Annotated in this window: 17 protein-coding genes and 5 pseudogenes; 14 read left to right on the top strand and 8 right to left on the bottom strand. The window is 40.5% G+C overall.

Annotated elements, in window-relative coordinates; translation table 11 throughout:
• From EGC82_RS19890 to EGC82_RS19875, 4 genes are all read left to right on the top strand, one after another.
• Nucleotides 1–525, top strand: coding sequence for a hypothetical protein (locus EGC82_RS19890; protein WP_124732287.1), 525 nt, complete (start codon nucleotides 1–3; stop codon nucleotides 523–525).
• Between the two features lies 1 nt (nucleotide 526).
• Nucleotides 527–1,921 carry a site-specific integrase gene (locus EGC82_RS19885; RefSeq protein WP_124732286.1) on the top strand — a complete coding sequence of 465 codons (1,395 nt, stop codon included), beginning with the start codon at nucleotides 527–529 and terminating at the stop codon, nucleotides 1,919–1,921.
• Between the two features lie 104 nt (nucleotides 1,922–2,025).
• The gene (locus EGC82_RS21820) at nucleotides 2,026–2,103 is read left to right on the top strand and encodes a hypothetical protein (protein WP_341867787.1); all 78 of its coding nucleotides are present in this window, start codon (nucleotides 2,026–2,028) and stop codon (nucleotides 2,101–2,103) included.
• A 790-nt stretch (nucleotides 2,104–2,893) separates the two neighbouring features.
• Nucleotides 2,894–5,689, top strand: coding sequence for a type I restriction endonuclease subunit R (locus EGC82_RS19875; protein WP_124732285.1), 2,796 nt, complete (start codon nucleotides 2,894–2,896; stop codon nucleotides 5,687–5,689).
• Nucleotides 5,690–5,692: 3 nt separating this feature from the next.
• On the opposite strand, the gene tnpC (EGC82_RS19870) is transcribed toward EGC82_RS19875, so the two are convergent.
• The 4 genes and pseudogenes from tnpC (EGC82_RS19870) to EGC82_RS21880 all read right to left on the bottom strand — a co-directional run.
• The gene (gene tnpC / locus EGC82_RS19870; RefSeq protein ID WP_124732284.1) at nucleotides 5,693–7,195 is read right to left on the bottom strand and encodes an IS66 family transposase; all 1,503 of its coding nucleotides are present in this window, start codon (nucleotides 7,193–7,195) and stop codon (nucleotides 5,693–5,695) included.
• Between the two features lie 90 nt (nucleotides 7,196–7,285).
• Nucleotides 7,286–7,630 (bottom strand): IS66 family insertion sequence element accessory protein TnpB, encoded by a 345-nt coding sequence (tnpB, locus tag EGC82_RS19865; RefSeq protein ID WP_124732283.1) that lies wholly within the window; start codon nucleotides 7,628–7,630, stop codon nucleotides 7,286–7,288.
• Nucleotides 7,627–7,926: an IS66 family insertion sequence element accessory protein TnpA gene (gene tnpA, locus EGC82_RS19860; protein WP_124732282.1), complete on the bottom strand. Its 300-nt coding sequence runs from the start codon at nucleotides 7,924–7,926 to the stop codon at nucleotides 7,627–7,629. The genes tnpB and tnpA overlap by 4 nt, the downstream gene beginning before the upstream one ends.
• Before the next feature lie 174 nt (nucleotides 7,927–8,100).
• Nucleotides 8,101–8,392, bottom strand: a pseudogene (locus EGC82_RS21880) (IS3 family transposase); the annotation flags it as partial.
• Between the two features lie 552 nt (nucleotides 8,393–8,944).
• On the opposite strand from EGC82_RS21880, the gene EGC82_RS19855 reads away from it, so the two are divergent.
• The gene (locus EGC82_RS19855; protein ID WP_124732281.1) at nucleotides 8,945–10,231 is read left to right on the top strand and encodes an IS4 family transposase; all 1,287 of its coding nucleotides are present in this window, start codon (nucleotides 8,945–8,947) and stop codon (nucleotides 10,229–10,231) included.
• Nucleotides 10,232–10,282: 51 nt separating this feature from the next.
• Here EGC82_RS19855 and EGC82_RS19850 read toward each other — a convergent pair whose 3' ends face one another.
• Together EGC82_RS19850 and tnpC (EGC82_RS19845) are read right to left on the bottom strand one after the other, a co-directional pair.
• On the bottom strand, nucleotides 10,283–10,792 hold the full coding sequence (locus tag EGC82_RS19850; RefSeq protein WP_124732280.1) for a hypothetical protein: 510 nt from the start codon (nucleotides 10,790–10,792) through the stop codon (nucleotides 10,283–10,285).
• Between the two features lie 310 nt (nucleotides 10,793–11,102).
• Nucleotides 11,103–12,174: pseudogene (gene tnpC, locus EGC82_RS19845) on the bottom strand (IS66 family transposase); the annotation flags it as partial.
• A gap of 49 nt (nucleotides 12,175–12,223) precedes the next feature.
• Between tnpC (EGC82_RS19845) and EGC82_RS19840 the strand changes: the two are divergent.
• From EGC82_RS19840 to EGC82_RS19830, 3 genes and pseudogenes are all read left to right on the top strand, one after another.
• A pseudogene (locus EGC82_RS19840) lies at nucleotides 12,224–13,356 on the top strand (ISAs1 family transposase).
• Between the two features lie 95 nt (nucleotides 13,357–13,451).
• Nucleotides 13,452–13,964, top strand: coding sequence for a hypothetical protein (locus EGC82_RS19835; RefSeq protein WP_124732279.1), 513 nt, complete (start codon nucleotides 13,452–13,454; stop codon nucleotides 13,962–13,964).
• Nucleotides 13,951–14,664, top strand: coding sequence for a polymorphic toxin type 44 domain-containing protein (locus tag EGC82_RS19830; RefSeq protein WP_124732278.1), 714 nt, complete (start codon nucleotides 13,951–13,953; stop codon nucleotides 14,662–14,664). Before EGC82_RS19835 ends, EGC82_RS19830 begins: the two co-directional genes overlap by 14 nt.
• Nucleotides 14,665–14,952: 288 nt before the next feature.
• Here the strand turns inward: EGC82_RS19830 and EGC82_RS19825 are convergent.
• Nucleotides 14,953–15,667 (bottom strand): annotated as a pseudogene (locus EGC82_RS19825) (ISAs1 family transposase); the annotation flags it as partial.
• Between the two features lie 194 nt (nucleotides 15,668–15,861).
• Between EGC82_RS19825 and arfB (EGC82_RS19820) the strand changes: the two are divergent.
• Nucleotides 15,862–16,275, top strand: a complete 414-nt coding sequence (gene arfB, locus EGC82_RS19820; RefSeq protein ID WP_124732277.1) for an alternative ribosome rescue aminoacyl-tRNA hydrolase ArfB — start codon at nucleotides 15,862–15,864, stop codon at nucleotides 16,273–16,275.
• Between the two features lie 353 nt (nucleotides 16,276–16,628).
• Here the strand turns inward: arfB (EGC82_RS19820) and arfB (EGC82_RS19815) are convergent.
• Nucleotides 16,629–16,865: pseudogene (gene arfB / locus EGC82_RS19815) on the bottom strand (alternative ribosome rescue aminoacyl-tRNA hydrolase ArfB); the annotation flags it as partial.
• Nucleotides 16,866–17,191: 326 nt separating this feature from the next.
• Between arfB (EGC82_RS19815) and EGC82_RS19810 the strand changes: the two are divergent.
• From EGC82_RS19810 to EGC82_RS19790, 5 genes are all read left to right on the top strand, one after another.
• Nucleotides 17,192–17,557, top strand: coding sequence for a SpoIIAA family protein (locus EGC82_RS19810; protein WP_124732276.1), 366 nt, complete (start codon nucleotides 17,192–17,194; stop codon nucleotides 17,555–17,557).
• 164 nt (nucleotides 17,558–17,721) lie between these two features.
• Nucleotides 17,722–17,898, top strand: coding sequence for a DUF3012 domain-containing protein (locus EGC82_RS19805; RefSeq protein ID WP_124732275.1), 177 nt, complete (start codon nucleotides 17,722–17,724; stop codon nucleotides 17,896–17,898).
• A 44-nt stretch (nucleotides 17,899–17,942) separates the two neighbouring features.
• Nucleotides 17,943–18,353 carry a hypothetical protein gene (locus tag EGC82_RS19800; protein WP_124732720.1) on the top strand — a complete coding sequence of 137 codons (411 nt, stop codon included), beginning with the start codon at nucleotides 17,943–17,945 and terminating at the stop codon, nucleotides 18,351–18,353.
• Between the two features lie 182 nt (nucleotides 18,354–18,535).
• Nucleotides 18,536–19,768: an efflux RND transporter periplasmic adaptor subunit gene (locus EGC82_RS19795; protein ID WP_244212499.1), complete on the top strand. Its 1,233-nt coding sequence runs from the start codon at nucleotides 18,536–18,538 to the stop codon at nucleotides 19,766–19,768.
• Between the two features lie 16 nt (nucleotides 19,769–19,784).
• The gene (locus EGC82_RS19790) at nucleotides 19,785–22,973 is read left to right on the top strand and encodes an efflux RND transporter permease subunit (RefSeq protein ID WP_124732274.1); all 3,189 of its coding nucleotides are present in this window, start codon (nucleotides 19,785–19,787) and stop codon (nucleotides 22,971–22,973) included.
• Nucleotides 22,974–23,020 lie beyond the last annotated feature (47 nt).

Here is a 23,020-nt window from a genome sequence, read left to right as displayed (position 1 = left end):
ATGAAATCGTTTGAAGTAAACCAAAAAAAAATCATTGCAACAAAGTCATTGTTACTTGAAATAATTACAGCTCCTTCAGATTTTAAAGGTATTGAAAAGCTAGTACTGGCTCTGAAATCACAAAATGGATTAGCCAAGTTCAGTGATAATGAAAGAAATATTACCCCTTGCTCGCTGAACACTCTTAAAAGTGCATCCGAGTCACTGTTAGATCGAGGCTTTCTAGAGTTGGACGAGTTACGAGTTAATGCTAAGGATGCAATTGAGACCGTTGTAATTGGATATAAGGCAATAAAGTCTACTCGAACGGGATTGAAAAATAAAGTTGATGAATTAGAGTTGAAGTTAGGCACAATGCAAAAGAGCCACTTTCTATTATCAACCTTGATTTGTGAATTACGTCGTGAGTTGAGGCAAATGGCTTATTCAAGTGATAGTGTTAAGCAAAGAAAGATCACATACCAAGAAATGAACAGCAAGATTGAAGCCAAGCTCAGTTACACGCAGAATAGCGGCGGTGCGTGAAGTGTCAGTAACTCTTTTGAAAGCATTTGAGCGTTGGGATTTCTATTCTCCGCTCGACCAAAAGTTGAAAATGGTTGATGCTAGTGACACCCCTTTTATTACTTACGATAATGGGATTCCTTGCTTCGAGGCAAATATGTATATGCTCAGGCTGTTAGTTTCTGTTATGTCCCGGCGTGTTAAGGGGGGGACATTAAGAACTTACGCAACGCATATTCATCATTTAGTGCGCTTTTGCTACCAAAACAAAATGAATTTCAGCCAACTTACGGACTCGACTTTCACACTTTTTGTCAATGGTTTACAAGCAGAAAGAGATAAGTTTGGTGAGCTTGCTCGTAGTAACAATCATGTCGTTCAGATAGCACATAGATGCCTTGATTTTTTAAGTTTTGTACAGAATTGTCATGATCTTAATAACTTCATTGGCGAGGGGAATGAAAATATATTACGAGTTAAGATTAAAATATATAAAATCCAAATCGAAGGTTCTAAGCACAAAAGGGAAGTTGAAGTTATTAGTCATGCCAGTGTCCCAACTAAGGATGCCGTTAAGCGTAGATTTCCAGTTAGTGAAGAGAGCGCACTCAAGCTTTGGGACTATATTAAAACTCAAACAAACCGAGAAAAGCGGCTTCGTGACATAGCCTTGTACCAGTGTCTAGAGCAACTTGGTGCCCGTATCACCGAGATACACTTAATCAAGATGAAAGATATTGAAGACTCTCTTAATTCAGGCACAAACCCGCACTTAAGATTAACAACTTTAAAACAGAGGGATCATGATGTCACTCGAAGTATCCCTGTTACACGAGCACTACTAGTAGACATTCAACAATATATTAATAAGGTGCGTAGTAAAATCATCAAACGCACCATAGGTCAATCTAATGACCATGGTTATTTGTTCATCTCGTTGACTACAGGGCATATGCTTCAGAGTGCAACACTGACAAAATATATGAACATATGGAAGGGACTATTAGGTATAGAGGGAGAACTACATCCTCACTTATATAGGCATGCGTTCATTACAAACAAGCTTAAAGAAATCATTTTGCAGCACAAGGAAATCAATTCAGCAGATAAGTTTCGTGAGTTCTTACTGCACACTGAGCGTTTTAAGATGCAGTTACAACAATGGGTAGGACAGAAAAACCCAAAATCGCTTGATAGATATATTAACTTAGTCTTTGCTGATTTGAATGGGTACAGTAAAACGTATAACGCGGTTCAATTAAATGATTCAGTGAAAATAGTAAAACGACAAGTTCAGCTTATTAGGCAACAATTGGAAGGTAGAGAAGTAACTATGACTGAGGGGCTACTTCTAATAGAACAATCATTATCTGCATTTGAAAGAGATATTGCGCAATCTCTAAATGAAAGTAAGTAGGGAACTTTGTATTAGAAATTTTTCTATTTATAATTGCTCTAATTATGAAGAGTGATCTTTCCCCAGTTTTGTAGACACTACATGCAGAGTTTGAGCGAAACCGTATCAGAGAGCGAACAAAAGAAGGCCTTGAGCGAGCTAAAGCCGAAGGTAAAAAGCTGGAAGGCCAGCCGCTCATATAACACCACCGCTTCTGTACAAGTTAAAAAGACGGGAGGCTTATCGCAGTCTAAAGCATCATAAGCATTAGGTTTGGGGATTGCTCAGGGCGAGATCGCGAACGTTTTGCGAACAAAAGAAGGTCATTTAATAAACTTCCGTAGTTCGATAAATCTTCATAGTTAGGATGGTTTCTAGTTCTTTTGCTTGCAGGTCAAACATAGAGTTTAAAAAGTAAGCACTCATGCGGTTGCCCTGGGGGATTGCTACAGTGAAAAGACATTGGAATAAAATGCATTAGCACAAGTCATCAAATCAAGATTTAGGGTTCTAGGGAATAACGAACTCACACTGTATAGTTATATACCTGATTACCGACAAGTAAATTGGTTAAAAAGCGAACGCTTGGTTCAAGAGTATAACCAGAAAAAAAACTGAATTTGAAAATCTATTTAAGATAATGATAGAAACTAGCTGAACTGTCCCGTTTATAACAGGGCATGCTATTGTCATGAAAAACGCCGGCTTTTAGACTTTAGAAAACGCAAATTTAAATTGTTATTTAGACGGTTATGAAGACTGTTAGAATGAAAAGAGACGTTTTCTATGTTTTCAATAGGAAAATGCAAGAGCTGTGTCTCGCTTTTGATGAATGCAACGACCTCATATGGATGCTTCGTTATGCATCGGATGGTAAAATAAATGGCTTAAGATCAGTACCTAAATTCTATTTTAAAAATAGGACTATATAGCGAAATAATATTTCAGCTTCGAGCTGTAAAATTGACAGTTTAAAGTCTTCAGGACAGTAATATGACTAAAGAACAACAAATTGAAGAAGCTTTAATTTCTAAGCTTCAAGATCTTAAATACACATATCGCCCTGATATCCGAGACAAAGCCTCTCTAGAGCAAAACTTCCGTAATAAGTTCGAACGCCATAACTTAGTCACTTTAACCGACTCTGAATTTGAACGACTTAAAAACGAAATTATTACCAGTGATGTCTTTACTTCGGCAAAACGGCTACGTGAGCGTCAAGCTTTTGAACGTGAAGATGGCACCCCAATGGATTACACGCTAGTCAATAATAAAGACTGGTGTAAAAACGATTTTGAAGTTATCAATCAATTACGCATCAATACCAAGAACAGCCACCATCGGTACGACGTGATAATACTAATGAATGGCTTACCTGTCGTACAAATAGAGCTAAAGTCTCATCAAATTGTTACCCGACGAGCCATGGAGCAAATCGTTAACTACAAAAACGACCCGGGTAATGGTTACACAAATAGCTTAATGTGTTTTATGCAGCTATTTATTGTTAGTAATGAGAATAGGACATATTACTTTGCTAATAATCAAAACCAGCATTTTACTTTTAATGCCGATGAACGCTTTTTGCCGATTTATCAATTAGCAGATAAAGACAACACAAAAATTCACAACTTGAAAGATTTTGCTGATAGTTTCTTAGCTAAATGTACCCTAGGCCAAATGATTGGACGCTACATGGTCTTAGTGCAGTCAGAACAAAAATTGATGATCATGCGTCCGTATCAAATCTATGCAGTAAAAGCTATTGTCGAGAGTATTAACGACAATCTAGGCAATGGATATATTTGGCATACAACATGCAGCGGTAAAACCTTAACTTCGTTTAAAGCCTCAACTCTGTTAAAAGACAATGAGGATATTCACAAAGTTGTATTCGTTGTAGACAGAAAAGATCTCGACCGTCAAACACGTGAAGAATTTAATAAGTTCCAAGACAAGTGTGTTGAAGAAAATACTAATACAGAAGCACTAGTGCGTCGTTTACTGTCTGATTCTAAAAAAGACAAGGTCATAGTAACCACCATTCAAAAGCTAGGCTTGGCGTTAGACGAAACAAGTGAAAAAGCCAAGCAACAACAAGAGAAAGGTAAGCTCACCTACAAACAACGTTTAGAGCACTTACGTGATAAACGCATGGTATTTATTTTTGATGAATGTCACCGTTCACAATTTGGTGAAAATCACGGCGCGATTAAAGCATTCTTCAATAATCACCAACTGTTTGGTTTTACAGGAACACCTATTTTTGATGAAAACTCATCTTTTAAACGCATTGATGGTACAACCGCTTATAACGTAACCACGCTAGATGTGTTTGAACAACCATTACATGAATACACCATCACCAATGCAATTCACGACCGTAACGTACTAAGCTTTCATATTGACTATTTTGGTAAAGAAACTAAAGCGATTACTGATAGCAACGAGGAAACAGATAACAAAAAAAAGAAAAAACCTAGAAGAGAACTCCCGCCACCAGAGGCCGTGGTAAAAGCAATTTTAGATAAACACGACCAAGCCACTGACTATCGTCGTTTCAACTCGATTTTTGCCACTTCAAAGATTGATAGTGCCATTGAATACATCAAACTATTTGAAGAACAGCAAGCGGAACGATTAGCTAGGGATGAAGACTATCGTCCTCTCAATATCGCCTGTGTGTTTTCGCCACCAGCGCAAACTTTGGCAAAAGATAAAGACGGCAATGCAAAGAACGTTAAAGATATCAAACAACTACAAGATGACTTAAAACAAGAACAAGAAGATAACAAAAATAACCCAGAAGAAAAGAAAGCGGCTCTAATCAATATTATCAGCGGCTATAACAAACAGTATCGAACCAACCACACTATCAATGAATTTGATTTGTATTATCAGGATGTTCAACAACGCATTAAAGATCACAAATATCCTGATACAGACTTACCCCGTGGGCATAAAGACAAGATCGACATCATTATCGTCGTCGATATGTTGTTAACTGGGTTTGACTCTAAATATCTGAATACTCTATACGTAGATAAAAACTTAAAATACCATGGGCTAATTCAAGCATTTTCACGCACAAACCGCGTATTAAACGACACTAAACCACACGGTAATATTTTAGACTTCCGCCTACAGGAAGACGACGTCGATACCGCTATAGCAAAATTTTCAGGTAGTGGTGAAGAAGCTAATAAAGATGTTTGGTTAGTTGACCCTGCTCCAGTAGTGGTTGAGCAGTTTAAAGAGGCCGTTGACGAATTAGAAAACTTTATGGTGAAGCATGGTTTAACCGCAACACCTGATCAAGTACCAAATTTAAAAGGTGAAGCCGCTAAAATCGACTTTGTTAGCCACTTTAAAAAAGTGCAAAAGCTCAAAACTAAAATCGATCAATACACCGATTTAAGTGAAGACGACGCCAATATCATTAACCTTTTAATGCCAATTGACAAACAACGTGGTTTTAAAGGCGCATATTTAGAAACAGCTATAGAGCTTAAATCTTTGCAGAAAAAGTCGAGCGAAGAAATTTCCCAAGAGTTGCAACAATTGGATCTAGAGCTTGTACTCTTTAGCTCTGCACTAATCGATTATGACTACATTATGGCGCTCATTGCTCGCTCTACGATGACAACATCAACTCGCAAGAAAACCGTTACTCGTGAAGAAGTCATCGATATTATTAAATCCAATGCGAATATTATGGATGATCACGAAACCATGTTGGCTTATGTCGACTCGTTACCAGTAGGTCGTAAGCGGTCAATGAACTGGTGAAGCTTATTCTGCTTCACCTAAATCAACATTCCACGGCAGCAAATCAGACATATCATCTAATGGTGCACGCTTGGGTAATTCCGTAAATAGATGACGGAAATAGTAGTAGGGATTCAAATCATTGGCACGGCAGGTCATCACCAGGCTGTATAAGTTCGCACTGGCTTTAGCGCCACCCACCGACGTCGAGAACATCCAATTTTTTCGTCCTGTGGTAAATGGCCTGATATCTCGCTCTGTAACATTATTATCAATACTGATATCCCCATCTTCAAGATAGGTCCGTAATTTAGGCCACTGATTTAATGTGTAACTAATGGCTTTGCCCAATGCCCCTTTAGGTAAAACATGTTGGCTGTTCAGCCAAGCATAAAATTCATTGAGGATAGGTTCGGCTTGTTGCTTTCTCAGCTGTTGACGCGCTTGGGAGGTTAAGTTTTTTGCCTGCTTTTCTATCCCGTAAAGTTTGGCTATGTAACTGAGCGCTTTTTCGGGTTTACCTGCTTTTTTTGAAGGCGATGCTTTTTGAGCATCGGTAAATTTCCTTCTCGCATGTGCCATACAAGCAGCTTGAGTGACCTGTTCAAGCGTATTGTAAGCACTGTAGCCATCTGTCAGGAGGTAGCCTGAGTATCCCGTTAAGAAATCCTTTACACAGGCAGCTGCACGACTCGGTTGATAGTCGTAAATAACAGCTGGGTTTTCTGCAAATTCACCACTGCGATAAACCCACATGTACGATTTAGTTTCGGCCTTTCTGTCTTCTTCACGAAGCACTTGCACCGTTGTTTCATCGGCACAAATCAGGTTTTCATTCAGGAGTTTGGCTTTCATTGCATCGATGATAATTTGGACTTTATCACCTAGTTGTACACACCAATTTGCGAGTGTGCCTCTGCTGATTTCAATACCGGAGCGATTTAAAATATCAACCTGGCGATAGAGCGGTAATGCATCAACATATTTAGCCGTGACGATTGCCGCAAACGTTTCAGCACTGCCCATGCTTTTAGGCAACATACTCGCAGGCTTAGGGGCGGTAATAACTTTATTGCTGACTTGTGTTTTTTCACATTGACGACACGTGTATTTGGTACGCTCATGACGGATAACGCTGACTTTCTGTGGAATGATTTTTAGCTCTTCACTAACTTCTTTTCCGCATTCATGAAGGGGTGTTTGGCAACATTCACAACAAGGGGCGCTGAGTTCGTGCTGATAAACTTCACGTTCAAGCGCTTCAGGTAAAGGTTTTCTGCCTGTTTTAGCCTTGGTCTTGTTTACTTTGGGCAACGCATGTTGCTGCTCAGCTTCGTTAAACGTGCCCTTGGCGACCTTTTCACTTTGTGATGAAAAGCGCTTGGACTTACTTAAGTTGAGTTGCTCAATCAGCAGCTGAACTGTCGTTTTAAGCTCAGCAATTTCTTCTGCTTGTGCACGCTCTTTTGCTTGCAGTTGCAGCAACATGGCTTTGAGTTGTGCTACGTCATCAGGTAGGTCAGTCAAGGTGGCTCAGGGCTTAAGTGGTTATCAATATCCTTAGTGTGACAGCGAAAAATGATCGTTCAAGTAGAAATTTGCGATCAACATTCGCCGTCACACTTCAAGTCCAAATATGGGTCGATGCGCCTTAGGATTATCTAATGTTAATCCCGATAATAGCCAATGTAATTGCTGCTTACTGATATGAATTGCGTCATCACATTTAGGCACCGGCCACTTAAAATGCCCTTTTTCGAGGCGACGATAATAAAGCCAAAATCCATTGGTGTCCCAGAATAGGATTTTGAGTTTATCGCGGCCCCGATTGCAGAAAATAAACCACGCCTGGCTAAATGGGTCCATCTCAAGCGTATCCGCGACGATGAGTGATAATCCATCAATCGACTTTCGCATGTCGGTGACACCTGATACTAGGTACACATTACCGGTCGGTGTCATAGCAATGCAGCAACCCAGTGTCTAATTTGAGCTTGGCTCAGCGTAGCAGGAAATTCAGCGCGAATACCGTTGGTAAAGGTAATGTTCACCGACAGAGCTTGCGTATATTCATGTTCATCGACAACGATGGGGTGCAAGGTTTGCATGGCGTCAGGAGCGCGCAGCCGCTTAGACCAATAGTAGAAGGTTTGATAACTGATGCCGCTGTCTGTACAGAATTGCTTAATGGATAGCTGGCTTTGTTTTTGTTGCTCAACAATTGATACCCAATGGGCGCGCTTTTGTTCTTGGTTCATAGTACCTCCGGTGAAAAAGGCACTATATTAAAGCGCGGGTATTATTGGTATGTGGGGTTTATTGACCGCTTACCTAAAAAAAACGATACTACAATTGTTCTGCCCCTGTTTTGTATACACTTAGCTTGGCTGATAAGATGCTCTTTCATATTAATTTGGAGATACATGACCAAGGTAGCTCTGCTTGTGTTCTCTGATTAATATAAATTTTTTATCGAGTCTGACAATGGGGATCTGTAGTTTTTAGGATCAGGTTATGCTATTAAGAAGGGCAATCTGCATTTTCAGTTCGCACATTTCAATTTATTTCGGAGTAATGGAAGATGCTTTTGGGGGGAATCCAGACGTTCTAACTTTAGCAATCTTCCCATTTATCAATGGTCGATTTACCCACCTTCATCGATTTTACTGCTTGGATGATAGAATGGTTTTTATCGAGAACTAATTGGGCAGCATCAAGTTTGAATAAGTACTAACTTTCTCATTTTCTATAATTAAAATTCATTTTAAAAATAGATGCTTAGATAGATTTTGGAACAACTAAATTGACTTTAGACTTTCTGCAGCCGACCAAAATACAACGATTTTCAGAAGAAATATTCCCAGCCAAAACTCGCTTCGCATAGCTGTTTTGTCGTGCATGCTTTTCTTGTTTGATAGAGCTGAAGTCGTTTAACATGAGATTTATACCATAAACGTTGATAGTTAAGTTATACGCTCTGTAGTGTTTATTGCAAGATTTATCACTTCAGATAATAACAACATGCTTTCAACCTCCATACTTATTAACTATGTGATTTATCATCATGGTTCTTCGCAAGCTAATCGGCAGTTTGGGGTACATTACTGTCTCATGTTGTAGGCTATCGAGTCGCGAAAGAAATGATTGTTGATGGCGAAAGCTTATGAGATCTCATAGACAGGATCTTTAGCGCAGGCATAAAAAAAGATAGAAAAAAGGCTCTTGGTGTGATCAGATTAAGTCGCCAAACACAAACTAATCACGAACCCAAAAGCCATGACTATTATCGACGCAAGCCAACACCTAAGACAACTGTTTGATGAAAATTGGTTGAACAAAACTGCCAAGCAACAAGGTTTTTGTAAGCGACTGCGTGATATTCGCCCTTTAGAGCTCGTTTCTAGTCTGGTTTCTGCTCTGGGTGATGGAAAAGTCGACGCCATCGCTGATCTGCATCGAAGCTTTAACGGTATCCATATGGATACCCGTGCAGGCGTGGCCTACAAGCCATTTCACAACCAGCTGCGAAAAGCCGAGTTTGCCGATTTTATGCAGGTTGTAACTTGCCGGGCAATGACATTGTTTAAGCAAGAACTTTGCCTAGCGTTACCAGAAAAGCTTAAGCGTTTTGAGCAAGTCTTATTACAAGACGGATCTTCTTTTGCACTCCATCCAGACTTGGCAGAGATATTCCCTAACCGATTTAAAGGCCACTCACCCGCAGGTGTCGAGTGTCACATGACAATGTCTCTGGCAGATGCACAGCCAATAAAATTGGGGATTTCGGCCGACACAGCTTCAGAGCGCGACTACTTACCCGAAGCAGAACAAATGACCCACAAACTGTTGTTGGCTGATGCGGGCTATGTCGGGTTGAAATATATGGCCGATATCGAACGCAACAATGGCTTCTACCTGATGCGTGCAACCAAGCAAATTAATCCAACGATCACCCGAGCCCTCCACTCTAAGGGGAAAGAAGTAAAAGCCTTAGCAGGACTGAAGTTAAAAGACCTGAAACAGCGGCGCGGTGCGCGAACACAAGTACTCGATCTTGATGTTCAGTGGCAACGACATGAGTGCCGCATGATTTTGTTTTGGCACAAGAAAGAAAAGCGTTACCTATGGTGGCTGACAAATTTGCCGCGTGAAGAGTTTAGCAGTGAAGACGTGATGAAACTGTACCGCATTCGCTGGCAGATTGAGCTGCTATTCAAAGAGTGGAAGAGTCACAATAACCTGAAGAAATTTGTGACGCGTCAGCCATATCTGGTCAAGGGATTGATTTGGGCTAGTCTACTGAGCTTACTGCTCAAGCGTTATATCGGGCGCATAGCCCAAAGTCGGCAAAAAGTGCGTTTATCAATGCTTAAAATAGCCAAATCTACTCAAGGTTGGTTCGAACCCGTAATGAAATCGTTGGCAAGTAAATCAATCACTCAATTAAAGGCTGATCTGGGTTGGGCAATAACATTTATCACAAAAAACTGTTGTCGAGCCCAACAATCAAAATCGAGACAAGACAATAGCTTGGAGTCGATATTTGAACATTTAAACGCTTAAGGTCCAGTCTATGTATGAGATCTGATCAAGAGACAGGATAGTATTCTGTTTTTAATCCAAGATTATTATATCCTCGAACTTTTCATTATCATAATTTATCATAGAAATTTTTATGCAACAGTCACCATGCTTTGTTATTTCACCATTTCTAACGTGTTCATATGATCCTATAGATTTTGGTTCTAATAACAACCCGTTTTTTTGATAAACTACAACATTAACCAATCCACTCCCTAACGCACCAGCGTTATAGCTTCTTAATACAATAGTGCTATTATCGTTTGCTTTATAAACAGCCTTATATTTATGACTATACGAAATGAAATCGGATATGTGGTAACAAGCCAAAATAAAACCGACAACAAAAGCCCATGATTTAACTTTCACTTTCAATAAAATAAAACTAATCAATACAAATATAAATAAACATAAATTTAATGCCACATCAAATATTTTGTAGTTATCAAAACTATAAATGTATAAATGTTTATCTGTAAACATAACAAATATAATATAAATAGCAATCAAGGTAAATAAAACAATCCCAGTAAGTTTTCTCATAGTATTTTTCTGCTAATATTTTATAGTGATATCTTAGGGTAATACTATATACATAGCCAGGGCAACCGCATTAGTGTGTGTTTTTTGAACACTATGAATTATTTCAATACTGAATCACTTCCAATCATTCATGAAGTGATAGCGTACTAATAGACTGGACCTTAAGCATTTAAATGCTCAAATATCGACTCCAAGCTGTTGTCTTGTCTCGATTTTGATTGTTGGGAACGACAACATTTTTTTGTGATAAATGTTATTGCCCAACCCTGATTAGCCTTTAATTGGTAAGCGGTCAATTAACTAGTGAAGGTTATTCTGCTTCACCTAAATCATCATTCCACGGCAGCAAATTAGACAGTTCATCTGATGGTGCACGCTTGGGTAATTCCGTAAATAGATGACGGAAATAGTAGTAGGGATTCAAATCATTGGCACGGCAGTTCATCACTAGGCTGTATAAATTCGCACTGGCTTTAGCCCCCCCACCGACGTCGAGAACATCCAGTTTTTTCGCCCTGTGGTAAACGGCCGGATATCCCGCTCTGTCACATTATTATCAATACTGATATCCCCATCTTCAAGATAGGTCAGTAATTTTGGCCATTGATTTAAGGTGTAACTAATGGCTTTACCTAATGCCCCTTTAGGTAAAATATGTTGGCTGTTTAACCAATTGTAAAACTCATTAAGGATAGGTTCGGCTTGTTGCTTTCTTTGCTGTTGACGCGCTTGTGCGGTTAAGTATTTTGCCCGCTTTTCTATGCCGTAAAGTTTGGCAATATAACTCAGTGCTTTTTCGGGTTTGCCTGCTTTTTTTGAGGGGGATATTTTTTGTGCATCGGTAAATTTACGTCTGGCATGTGCCATACAAGCGGCTTGAGTTACCTGCTCAAGCGCATTGTAAGCACTGTAGCCATCGGTCAGGAGGTAGACTGAGTATCCCGTTAGGAAATCCTTTACACAGGCGGCTGCACGATTCGGTTGATAGTCGAAATAACCGCAGGGTTTTCTGTAAATTCACCACTGCGGTAAACCTACATGTACGACTTAGTTTCGGCTTTTCTGTCTCCTTCACGAAGGGATTGTACAGTTGTTTCATCGGCACAAATGAGTTTTCGCTCAGGAAGCTTATCCTTCATTGCATCGATAATGGCTTGGACTTTATCATCTAGCTGTAGACACCAATTTACGAGTGTGCCTCTGCTTATATCAATTCCTGAGTGGTTTAAAATATCAACCTGGCGATACAGTGGTAATGCGTCCACGTATTTAGCGGTGACAATAGCGGCAAACATTTCAGCACTGCCGATGCTTTTAGACAGTATGCTCGCAGGCTTAGGGGCGGTAATGATTTTATTCCTGACTTGTGTTTTTTCACATTGAATAACTCATTATCTGATTAAGGAATAATAGTTTCCTTAGTAAATGACAATGAGCACGACTTTTCTGACACATTTTAATTCAATTACAGATCCTCGTATTGAACGTTGTAAAAAACATCAACTCATCGATATTCTTCTACTCGCTATCTGTGCAGTACTCTCTGAGGCCGAGGGGGGGAGGATATTGAGGACTTTGATCACCTTAAGCTTGATTGGCTAAAAAATACGGTACTTTCCCTGGTGGTATACCAAAGCATGACACCATCGCCCGTGTTATTTGTCGATTAAAATCAAATGAAATAGAAAAAGCCTTTCAGCCTTGAATTTCACCTCTGATAGAAACGACAGGCGCTGATATTATTGCCATTGATGGAGTGACTGCACGACGCTCATTTACTACACAAGACCGAAAAACGGCATTGCATACCGTGAGTGCATGAAGTTGCCAGCACCAATTAGTACTAGGGCAAACCGCTGTTGATAATAAAACGAATGAAATAACGGCAATACCTGAGTTACTCGCGATGTTAGATATTGAAAACAGCATCATCACGCTTGCTGCAATGGGATGCCAGCAAAGCATTGCGAAACAAACTATCAAACAAAAGGCTGATTATATTTTCGCACTTAAAGGCACTCACTCAGGCATGCAGGATGAATTAGAAGCTTGGTGGCATAAAAGTCAACGAGAAGGTTTTGATGAAAATAACATGGATGAGCACATTGAAATGAACGCTGGACATGGACGTATTGAAACAAGAACTTGCCAACAGTTATTGATAAACAAAGACTGGCTCGCTAAACCTTACAGATGTCAGGCTTGCGGAGTGTTATTCAGGTTACATCGCAAGTTCATGATAAATCAACGGGTACAGATACGATAGAAACACGTTGGTATATCAGTTCATTAGCCCAAAATGCAGCGCAAGCGCTCAATGCAGTACGAAGTCATTGGCAGGTTGAAAGCATGCATTGGATGTTAGATATGGCTTTCAGTGAATATGAGTAGAGAATACGGAAACAACAAGGCCCACAGGTATTTAATGTGATGCGTAAAATTGCCATGGTTTTACTTAAGCGAGATGATACAAATCAGCTAGCATCGCGAGGAAAAAGAAAATGGCAGGGTTAGACGATGATTATCGCTCAACCCTGTTGGAGTCTGGAATTAAAAATCGCTAGCCGTGCAGATTCAGCCCCCTGTATAACCATTACATTTGACGATCTAATACTTAATATGTTAGTTTTTTGTTTCAATTTACTTAAAGGGACTTTTTATGTTTCAAAATCTACTCAAACTAGGTGTAATAGCATTTTGCTTTTCTCTATCATTTTCTAGCTCCGCAACTCAAATAGAATGTTCAAAATTAGAAAAGAATAAGTCTGTGGAGATAGAGCTTAGTAAGTTCTATGGTTACTCTAATTGTTTTTCTTTTTATAATCTTCAACCAAACACTCAAATTGATATAGTAACTTTTTCAAAAGATAAGGTCACTAATAATATTAAGCTTTATGATATAAAAAATGGTAATAGTACTTATATATCTGAAAGTAATTCAAATGGAGAAGGAGTCAATATCATCTCATTGAATTCTACTGACAGAGATGTAGCTTTTGTATATAAACCTTTGAGTAATCTGGACTCTAATAAGAATCTACAAATTTCTTATAATGATGTAAATGATTCCATACAGGTATTTATTTCAAATGAAAATGTTGTAGATACAAGTAATTCAACTGGGAATCAAGGTGGCACTTGCAAACGAGGGATTTGTGATGAAGAACATTAATTATATATTCTTATTCTTATTCTTATTCTTGTCCTTGTTAAGTAGCAAAGTAAGCGCGACAGAAGTATGCACTGAAGCACAAGAACCCCCAGCAGGTAAACCAACTAATTTCGATATAAATGCTAGTTTAAATAAATTTGATGCTGCTAAATCAGCATTTGATGGGATTCCAAATGTTGCATATAGAAATATGCTTAAAGCATCATATATGGCTGCTCAGTTTGGACCAGGTGCACCATATGATTTAAAAAATAATCCAAATTATATGTCTTCTGAAGGATTTGGTAATTGGTTTTATGGAGCTGCGGCCCAACGTATGGGATATTCAGCAAGTCAAGCGACGAGAGCGGGTTCAATCGTCCAACAGTATCAAAATTATAGAAATACTGGACATGCTGACGTTGGCGACTTGGGTAAAATGGGTGAAGGGATTATAGATTCAGTTAACGGTATCAATCTAGATAATCCTGGAGATAAAACAAAGATTCTTGGTGGATATGATTATAGCGAAAATGTATATGAAGAAGACCCTAACTCAGATTCAAATCCTGACTCATGTAATCCTTTGTCAAGTTTAGCTAGTACTTCTGGCTATGGTGGAGGGTGGGTAGGAGGAAGTAGTACTGGCTTTTTTATGTCAACCGATACTAGCTGTATTCTCGCTTGTTCTTCTGGGTATGCAACTATAATTGATTTGTAAAAATTGAGTATTTTTTAGCTAAGACTTGATCTAACTAATATATTTAAAAATGGTAACTGTTAGTTTAGGTTTTAGCTAAATCCACCCCAATCTATGACATTTTTTCGTGTATTGATTCGTTTTATTTGATCATTTGATCATTTGATCATTTGATCATTTGATCATTTGATCATTTGATCCAAAATTTGCTATTAATTACCGTTTGATTGGCTAATATTTTCATCTTTATTAATTAAATCAAGACTATGATAAACTCCTGGACCATTGCATGAGTGCTTAATTTTTAATCTAGGCGCTTAAGCCAGCCTTTAATACCGCCTCAAGCATTAATGTATTCATAATGCATCGTTTTTGTTTTCCAACAATGCTTATTTTGGTCTACTCTGCTCGTAACATATTCAAACTCATATGACGCAGGCATGACAGATTTTCGCCCCGTGAGCGTTGTAGATTTGACATGCATCCTCACCCATACTGACATCAAGCACCCAGTGCATTGATTCTATGCCCCAATGTTCTCGAACTGCTATCGCTGCTTGTTCAGCACTTAGCTCCTTAGAGCTGATGTAATAACGGTACTCAAGCTCGATTGGTTTTCCTTTTTCAAGGTGGCAACTTTCAGCCATAACGATATTTTTTAGCCCTTTTCACTTTGAAAAGTCACCGATTAAGTTTGTACTGTCAATAACATAGTACTGGCGACACTCTTTTCGCCAATGACTGTGTTCAATTGTAGATTTGTCTGTATTGTTGGCTCGCTGGAAAGAGAAGGCTTTTACTATCGCTTCGCGCATTTTCCCCTGGTTACTTTTAACGGCAAGCAGATAGTCACCGCCATTGTTCCACAATGGTTTTGACTATCTTTGTTTGACAAGCCATTGCATCGATAGTCACTAAAGCCCCTTTGATATCTAAAATCTTTATCAACTCAGGAATAGCGGCTATCTCATTGCTTTTTGCTCTGTTTTAAGTTGACCAAGTCTAATTTTTTTGATGAAGCATAGTGTTCTGGCCTAAGTACATCCATTCCTCTGAGTTGAAATATAAGGCAAAATGAGAATAATTAGAAATCGAAGGATGGTACTATTGGAGGAATAAGAAAAATGAAAATCTTGTTTGTATAGTATAAGTTTGTACATTATCAAGCTTTCTTCTTTTAACTGTGTGTTATGGCACAACTTGTAAATAGGTAATGTTATGTTAGAAGTCTCAAGTTCCGTAATTCTTGCAGATTGGGAGATTGAACTGAATGCAATTCGATCAGCAGGTAATGGTGGGCAAAATGTAAATAAAGTAGCAACTGCCATTCATCTTCGTTTTGATATAAAACGCTCCACTTTACCCGAAAGTTACAAGGAAAAACTGCTTAACCTTTCTGATAGTAGAATATCATCAGAAGGGATTGTAATTATCAAGTCACAGCAATTCAGGACTCAGTTACAAAATAAAGAGGCTGCTTTAGAGCGCTTAAAGGAACTGATTTTATCCGCTACTGTGGTGCAAAAATCTAGGAGAGCAACTAAACCTACCAAAGGTTCAGAGCGTCGACGAATGGATAGTAAGACCAAACGTGGGGCTTCAAAATTAATGAGAAAAAAAATAGATTTATAAACAATTTATTTTTCTCTGCCAACAATACAAATACAGTATAGTGCAAACTAATTTTATATCGCAATGGTCGAAATACAATATTCTCAAATGTTTCACCAATATTGTTGTAATTTCGATGGCAACAGTAAGTGATCAAATATGTAATGACACAGACAGTTTTTGATGAATAAAAATATTCATAGTTATGCTATTACTAAGATAAAAAATGAATCGTTAGAGTTTCATAAATTATCAAAAATTGACGGTTCGTTGAGGCATTTTTAAGTATGGAGTTGCAATACATGTTGGCTATCTTGGAAAGTGAGATTACTTCTTAAGATTATAGATTGACAACTTTAAAGATAATTTTGATGGTTTCTGGGAAATTGACATTTAATAATGACTTTGCCGCTTTTAGTAATACGGTGATCGGCTTTTTCAAGCAGTTTTTGTTGATAAAACTCGGGTAAAGACGATGAAGCAATATCAAAGCTAAGTTGAGCCGCGGTTGATACTTTATTAATATGCTGGCCACCCGCACCGCTTGAGCGGACAAATTGCCATTCAATTTCGTTGTCTTGCAATATGACTCGTTGAGTAATTTGTATCATTCGGTTGTGGTGTTCCCCTTAATTAATGGCCATAAACATATAACTCGGCTTACTGTTTTTTAGCTGTATGTTTATGTGCTGTGGTTACATTCTACCTTAGTCTGGGAAGCTTTTCAGGGTTGTCTTACTGTGACATGGAGTGTAATAAGTGAATTGACTTTAGCATGGACGTTGAACTAAAAAGCCTGACAGGTCTCTGAGTTATTACATATTTAATGAAATGAATAGAATAGTTTTGCTATCATGAGCGCCATTGTCGCTTTACACGATAACATCACCGTATAAAGTCTGTTCTATGGCCTGATTACAAGGCTGGAGTTGCCATTATGTTGTGTCAAATCCCCGATATTTCCAAGGGTGTCATTAGTTTATTTGTCAGTGGCCGTTTATCGGCACAAGATTACCGTACCCGTTTACAGCCCGCCATTAAGAGTTACCGTAAAGATTGGAATCAAGTGTGTCTTTATATTGAGGCTGATGTGTTACTTGAAGGCTGGGAATTTGGTTCATTAACCGGCAGTGGTGAAGTACAGTTACCTGCGTTTGATGCGTTAGTGTTTGTAGGCGGCCCTGACTGGGTGGGTAATTCAGTAAGATTGATGGGGCCATTTATGCAAGGCGAAGTTGCTTGGTTCCCGTTAGAGCGTAAACAAGATGCGGTTGCCTGGATAAGCAAGCGTTCTGTGTGCTAAACGTTGCGTTGTGGTACCTTTCTATTAGGTAAACGATTATTTATGATCAAAATGACACATCATAAGTGTTAGCTAGTAGTAAATTGTCAGCAACTGTTGCAAAATTCATCTCCAAAGGTCAGCAGACCCTAGTATTGATTTATTACTTTAGAACAGGATTACTTATGTCATTATCAAAATTGTTTGCCGTATCAAGTGCGTTATTATTAACGCTTAGCTTAACGGCATGTGCCCCTGAAGTGGGTAGCGAAGCATGGTGTAAGCAAATGAAAGAAAAACAAAGTGGTGATTGGTCTGCCAATGAAGCAGCCGATTACGCCAAGCACTGTGTATTTAAATAATATCGTTTAGGAGTGGGTGGTTGAGTTATCGTGTTTTGCCTTTTATGGCTAATATAGCTAAGTTACTGATTGCTATTGTGCTATTACAATTTGTGGGCGCCAATATGGGCGCGCACCAGTTGCATGCGGGCAATAGTAACGAAGAGCAAAATAACCATCCGCATCTGCAATTTACCACCGAAGTGATTACCCTTACCGAATGTGTCGACTGCGCTTGCGCACTAGACGGTTTAGGTATTCATTCTGCAAATGATGACCATCAACATGCTGCTAATATCACCGATATTGAGCAAGTTGATGTATGCTTAGATTGTCAGTGTCATGGTGGTCATGTGGCATTGGCGATGCTTGGTGATAACATCATCTATGAGCATTTTTATGATGCTTATGCCAATGTTAGCTTGCACTACTTAGCACCAGAGCCATTTCCTACTTATCGTCCTCCTATCGCTTAATTCTGTTAAACACTTTTTTATTGTTTAAGCCCGCACCCAGAACCACTCACATTGCGTAAATTAACGGCTTTTTAGCCCGCTATTTTAACGCTAGTGTTGCTTGTTAAGGGTGATGGTTAAACTAATTACCGTTGATGTCCTCTGTGGCTGTTGGCGGTGTAGATTGTTTTTTAGGATTAACCATGAAAACCCAATTAGTCACGCTTCTGTCTTTACTGGCAGGATTAAATGCCAAATCCATTTTTAACTGTATCGCGAGCCATGTCGCCATTAGTGTTCAATCAACAGCAGGGATAAATAACCGAAGAAGATCGTTGCTCTGTTCTGCGATATTTGCACCATTATTTATATTATCGAGTTTGCCTGTTCAGGCGAGTAGTTCACCAGCAGAAGCCGAACACCAAGAGTCGTTGTTAAGCTTAAATACCGAGCAGCGCCAATTGGCGGGGATAGAGGTATCACAATTGAGCCTGCAAACGTTTAGTTTACAGGCTGTTGCCACTGCGCAATTAATCGTCGATAAAGACAAAACCATTACCATTGCTCCGCAATTAGACATGCAGGTACTCAAGCGTCATGTAGTGCCTGGAGAGCAGGTAACTAAAGGTCAGCCTCTGTTAACCATAGGTGGAGCAGATATTGCAGCTGCCCAAGCTGATTATATTAATGCCGCCACAGAATGGGATCGCATTAAGCGCATGAGCCCAGGCACCATTAGTGCCAGTCAGCGGATGCAAACCGAAGTTAATGCCGAATTAAAGCGGGCTATTTTAGAGTCAATCATGATGACCCCAGCGCAAATTACAGCGTTAGCCAAATCACCGAGTTCGATTGGTCAGTTTCAGCTATTAGCGTCTATAAATGGTCGGGTTCAGCAAGATGTTGCCACCGTAGGACAAGTATTAATTGCCGGTACGCCTTTGATGCAACTAACCGATGAATCGTATTTGTGGGTACAGGCAGAACTGACGCCATTACAAGCAGATCAAGTCAACATGGGCAGCGATGTTTTGGTGCGAGTGGGAAGCCGTACTCGAGAGGGTGTCATTATTGGACGTTCGCATGAAATTAACGCGCAAACCCGCACTGAGCAAGTATTAGTGCGTATGGCAAACCCGGGGCATGACTTACATGCTGGTGAGTTTGCGGAATTATACCTTGCAGCAAATCAAGGGGCAGAGCCGCTTGGGTTTATTGTGCCAGATGCGGCGTTAACACGCAGTGGTGACGGTGACTGGCAGGTGTTCATAGAACAAGATGGTGGATTTAGTGCAGTAGAAGTTTCTGTGGTGGAGCGTCAACGCGGACTGAGTTTTATTCGTGGTTTAGTACCACAAACTCGCGTTGTTGTATCTGGTGCTTTTTTCTTAGCATCTGAGCAAGCCAAATCTGGCTTTGATATCCATAACCACTAAGCGCTAAGGCATCATAATGTTATATAAATTAATTGAGATTGCCGTTGAAAAGCGGTTATTGGTGTTACTTGGATTACTGGCCACTGTGGTGGCATCGGTATTCATGTTACCAAAACTGAATTTAGATGCGTTTCCGGATGTCACCAATGTACAGGTGACTATTAATACTGAAGCGGAAGGGTTGGCGGCAGAAGAGGTCGAGAAGCTGATCAGCTATCCGGTTGAATCGGCAATGTATGCATTACCGGCAGTGACCGAGGTGCGTTCATTATCGCGTACTGGCTTATCGTTAGTGACCGTGGTGTTTGCCGAAGGTACCGATATTTATTTTGCACGTCAGCAAGTGTTTGAACAACTGCAAGCTGCAAAAGAGTCGATTCCTGCGGGTGTTGGCACCCCTGAAATTGGCCCAAACACTTCAGGTTTAGGGCAAATTTATCAATACATTTTACGGGCGGAACCCGAAACCAATATCAGCGCATCTGAGCTGCGGAGCTTAAATGACTATTTAGTGAAGCTGATATTAATGCCTGTGAGTGGTGTGACTGAAGTGCTGTCATTTGGCGGCGAGGTGTTGCAATACCAAGTGCAAGTTGACCCTAATAAACTGCGCAGTTATGGCTTGTCGCTGACCCAAGTTAGCCAAGCATTGGAAAGTAATAACCGTAATGCTGGTGGTTGGTTTATGGACCAAGGCCAGGAGCAATTAGTGGTTCGTGGTTATGGTTTGTTGCCCGCAGGTGAGGCTGGTTTGCAGGCCATTGCCGACATTCCGTTAACCGAAATCAATGGCACGCCAATACGAGTGGCCGACATTGCTAATGTGGCTTTTGGTAGCGAAATAAGAGTCGGTGCAGTGACCATGTCGCGTAGGCAGGCAGCGGCTAATGGCTCGTCGTCCGATGTACAAGCGCTAGGTGAAGTGGTTGCAGGCGTTGTGCTTAAACGCATGGGCGCCAATACCAAAGCCACTATTGATGACATCAATTCACGTATTAGTTTAATTGAACAATCCTTGCCAAAAGGAGTGTCATTTGAGGTGTTTTACGACCAGGCGGATTTAGTCGATAAAGCGGTTACAACAGTCGTAGAAGCGTTATTGATGGCCTTTGGGTTTATAGTGATTATTCTGGCGTTGTTTTTGGTCAACATCCGCGCCACCTTGTTGGTATTGCTGTCGATCCCAGTGTCGATCGGGATCGCGTTATTGATCATGTCTTATTATGGTATGTCGGCTAACTTAATGTCCTTGGGTGGTCTGGCGGTCGCAATAGGTATGCTAGTTGATGGCTCTGTGGTGATGGTTGAGAACATCTTTAAGCATGTTAGCGGCGAAACTGGCGTCAACCAATCAGCTGAAGCTTATGTTGATAGTGATGTAGATAGTGAATCAGAATCTGCAACCCAAAGCATGGCGATTAGGATCATGCTGGCGGCAAAAGAGGTGTGCAGCCCTATCTTCTTTGCAACAGCGATTATCATCGTAGTATTTATGCCGTTATTTGCCCTAGAAGGTGTAGAGGGAAAATTATTTCAACCCATGGCCGTGAGCATTATTCTTGCGATGATGGCGGCATTAGTAGTGGCGTTATTTGCGGTGCCTGCATTGGCGGTATTTCTATTTAAACGCGGTATTGTAGTGCGTCAAAGCAAAGTGTTAGCCCCCATTGATGCAGTCTATCGACGAGTACTCACACTGGTGCTATCAAACCCTAAATCGGTGATGTTAGCGGCAGTTGTTTTGTTTGCTGCAAGCATGCTGTTATTGCCAAAGCTAGGCACTGAATTTGTGCCTGAATTAGAAGAGGGCACCATCAACTTACGAGTGACACTAGCGCCTACAGCCAGTCTGGCTACTTCGGTTAACGTTGCGCCTAAAATTGAAGCCATGCTGCTGGAGTTTCCTGAGGTGGAATATGCGTTAAGTCGAATCGGAGCTCCCGAACTTGGCGGCGACCCAGAACCTGTGAGTAATATTGAAATATATATTGGTCTTAAGCCGATAGAACAATGGACATCGGCAAGCAATCGCTTTGAGCTACAGCGTTTAATGGAGCAACGGCTAGCGATATTCCCAGGATTATTGTTAACTTTCTCACAACCGATTGCTACTCGAGTCGATGAGTTGTTATCGGGCGTTAAAGCGCAGTTAGCGATTAAGATATTTGGTCCAGATTTGAGCATCTTGTCGGAAAAAGGTCAGGTGTTAACCGATTTAGTCGCTGCCATTCCTGGGGCGGTTGATGTGTCGCTAGAGCAAGTCAGCGGTGAAGCTCAGTTAGTGGTTCGACCTAAACGTGAAGTCCTTGCTCGCTATGGTATTAGCGTCGATGAAGTCATGAGTTTAGTCACTCAAGGTATTGGTGGTGCCAGTGCAGGCCAAGTGATTGATGGTAATGCCCGTTATGACATTAATCTGCGATTAGCGGCGCAATATCGTAATGCGCCAGATGCGATTGAAGACTTGCTGCTCAGTGGTGCTAATGGCGCGATTGTACGCTTGGGCGATCTCGCTGATGTGGTGATTGAAATGGCGCCGCCGAATATTCGTCGTGACGATGTACAGCGCCGAGTGGTGGTGCAGGCTAATGTATCGGGGCGTGACATGGGTTCGGTGGTCAACGATATTTATGCCATTGTGCCGCAAGCGGAGTTACCTGCGGGCTATACGGTTGTGGTGGGCGGCCAATATGAAAACCAGCAACGGGCGCAACAAAAGCTAATGTTGGTGGTGCCCATTTCTATCGCACTTATTGGCTTATTGTTGTATTTCTCGTTTGGTTCACTCAAACAAGTGACATTGATTATGGCTAACGTACCATTGGCATTAATCGGCGGCGTGGTGGCTTTATACGCCACTGGCACCTATTTGTCGGTGCCCAGTTCAATCGGCTTTATCACCTTGTTTGGTGTTGCTGTGTTGAATGGTGTGGTGCTGGTGGACTCGATTAACCAGCGCAGACAATCAGCAGATGAAAGCCTGTACGACAGTGTTTATCAAGGCACGGTAGGGCGGTTACGTCCGGTGTTAATGACGGCACTCACCTCTGCATTGGGGCTGATCCCTATCTTGTTATCATCTGGTGTGGGCAGTGAAATTCAACAACCATTAGCTGTGGTGATCATTGGCGGCTTGTTTAGCTCAACTGCTTTGACTTTACTGGTGTTGCCGACGGTTTATCAGTGGTTGTATCGGGGTAAATAGCGAGGGGTTTTATTAACAGCAATCAAGCCCAATGTACTCGTGTTTGA

The organism is Shewanella livingstonensis (assembly GCF_003855395.1).
GTDB lineage: Bacteria > Pseudomonadota > Gammaproteobacteria > Enterobacterales > Shewanellaceae > Shewanella > Shewanella livingstonensis.
This window is presented reverse-complemented; position numbering and strand designations above follow the sequence as displayed.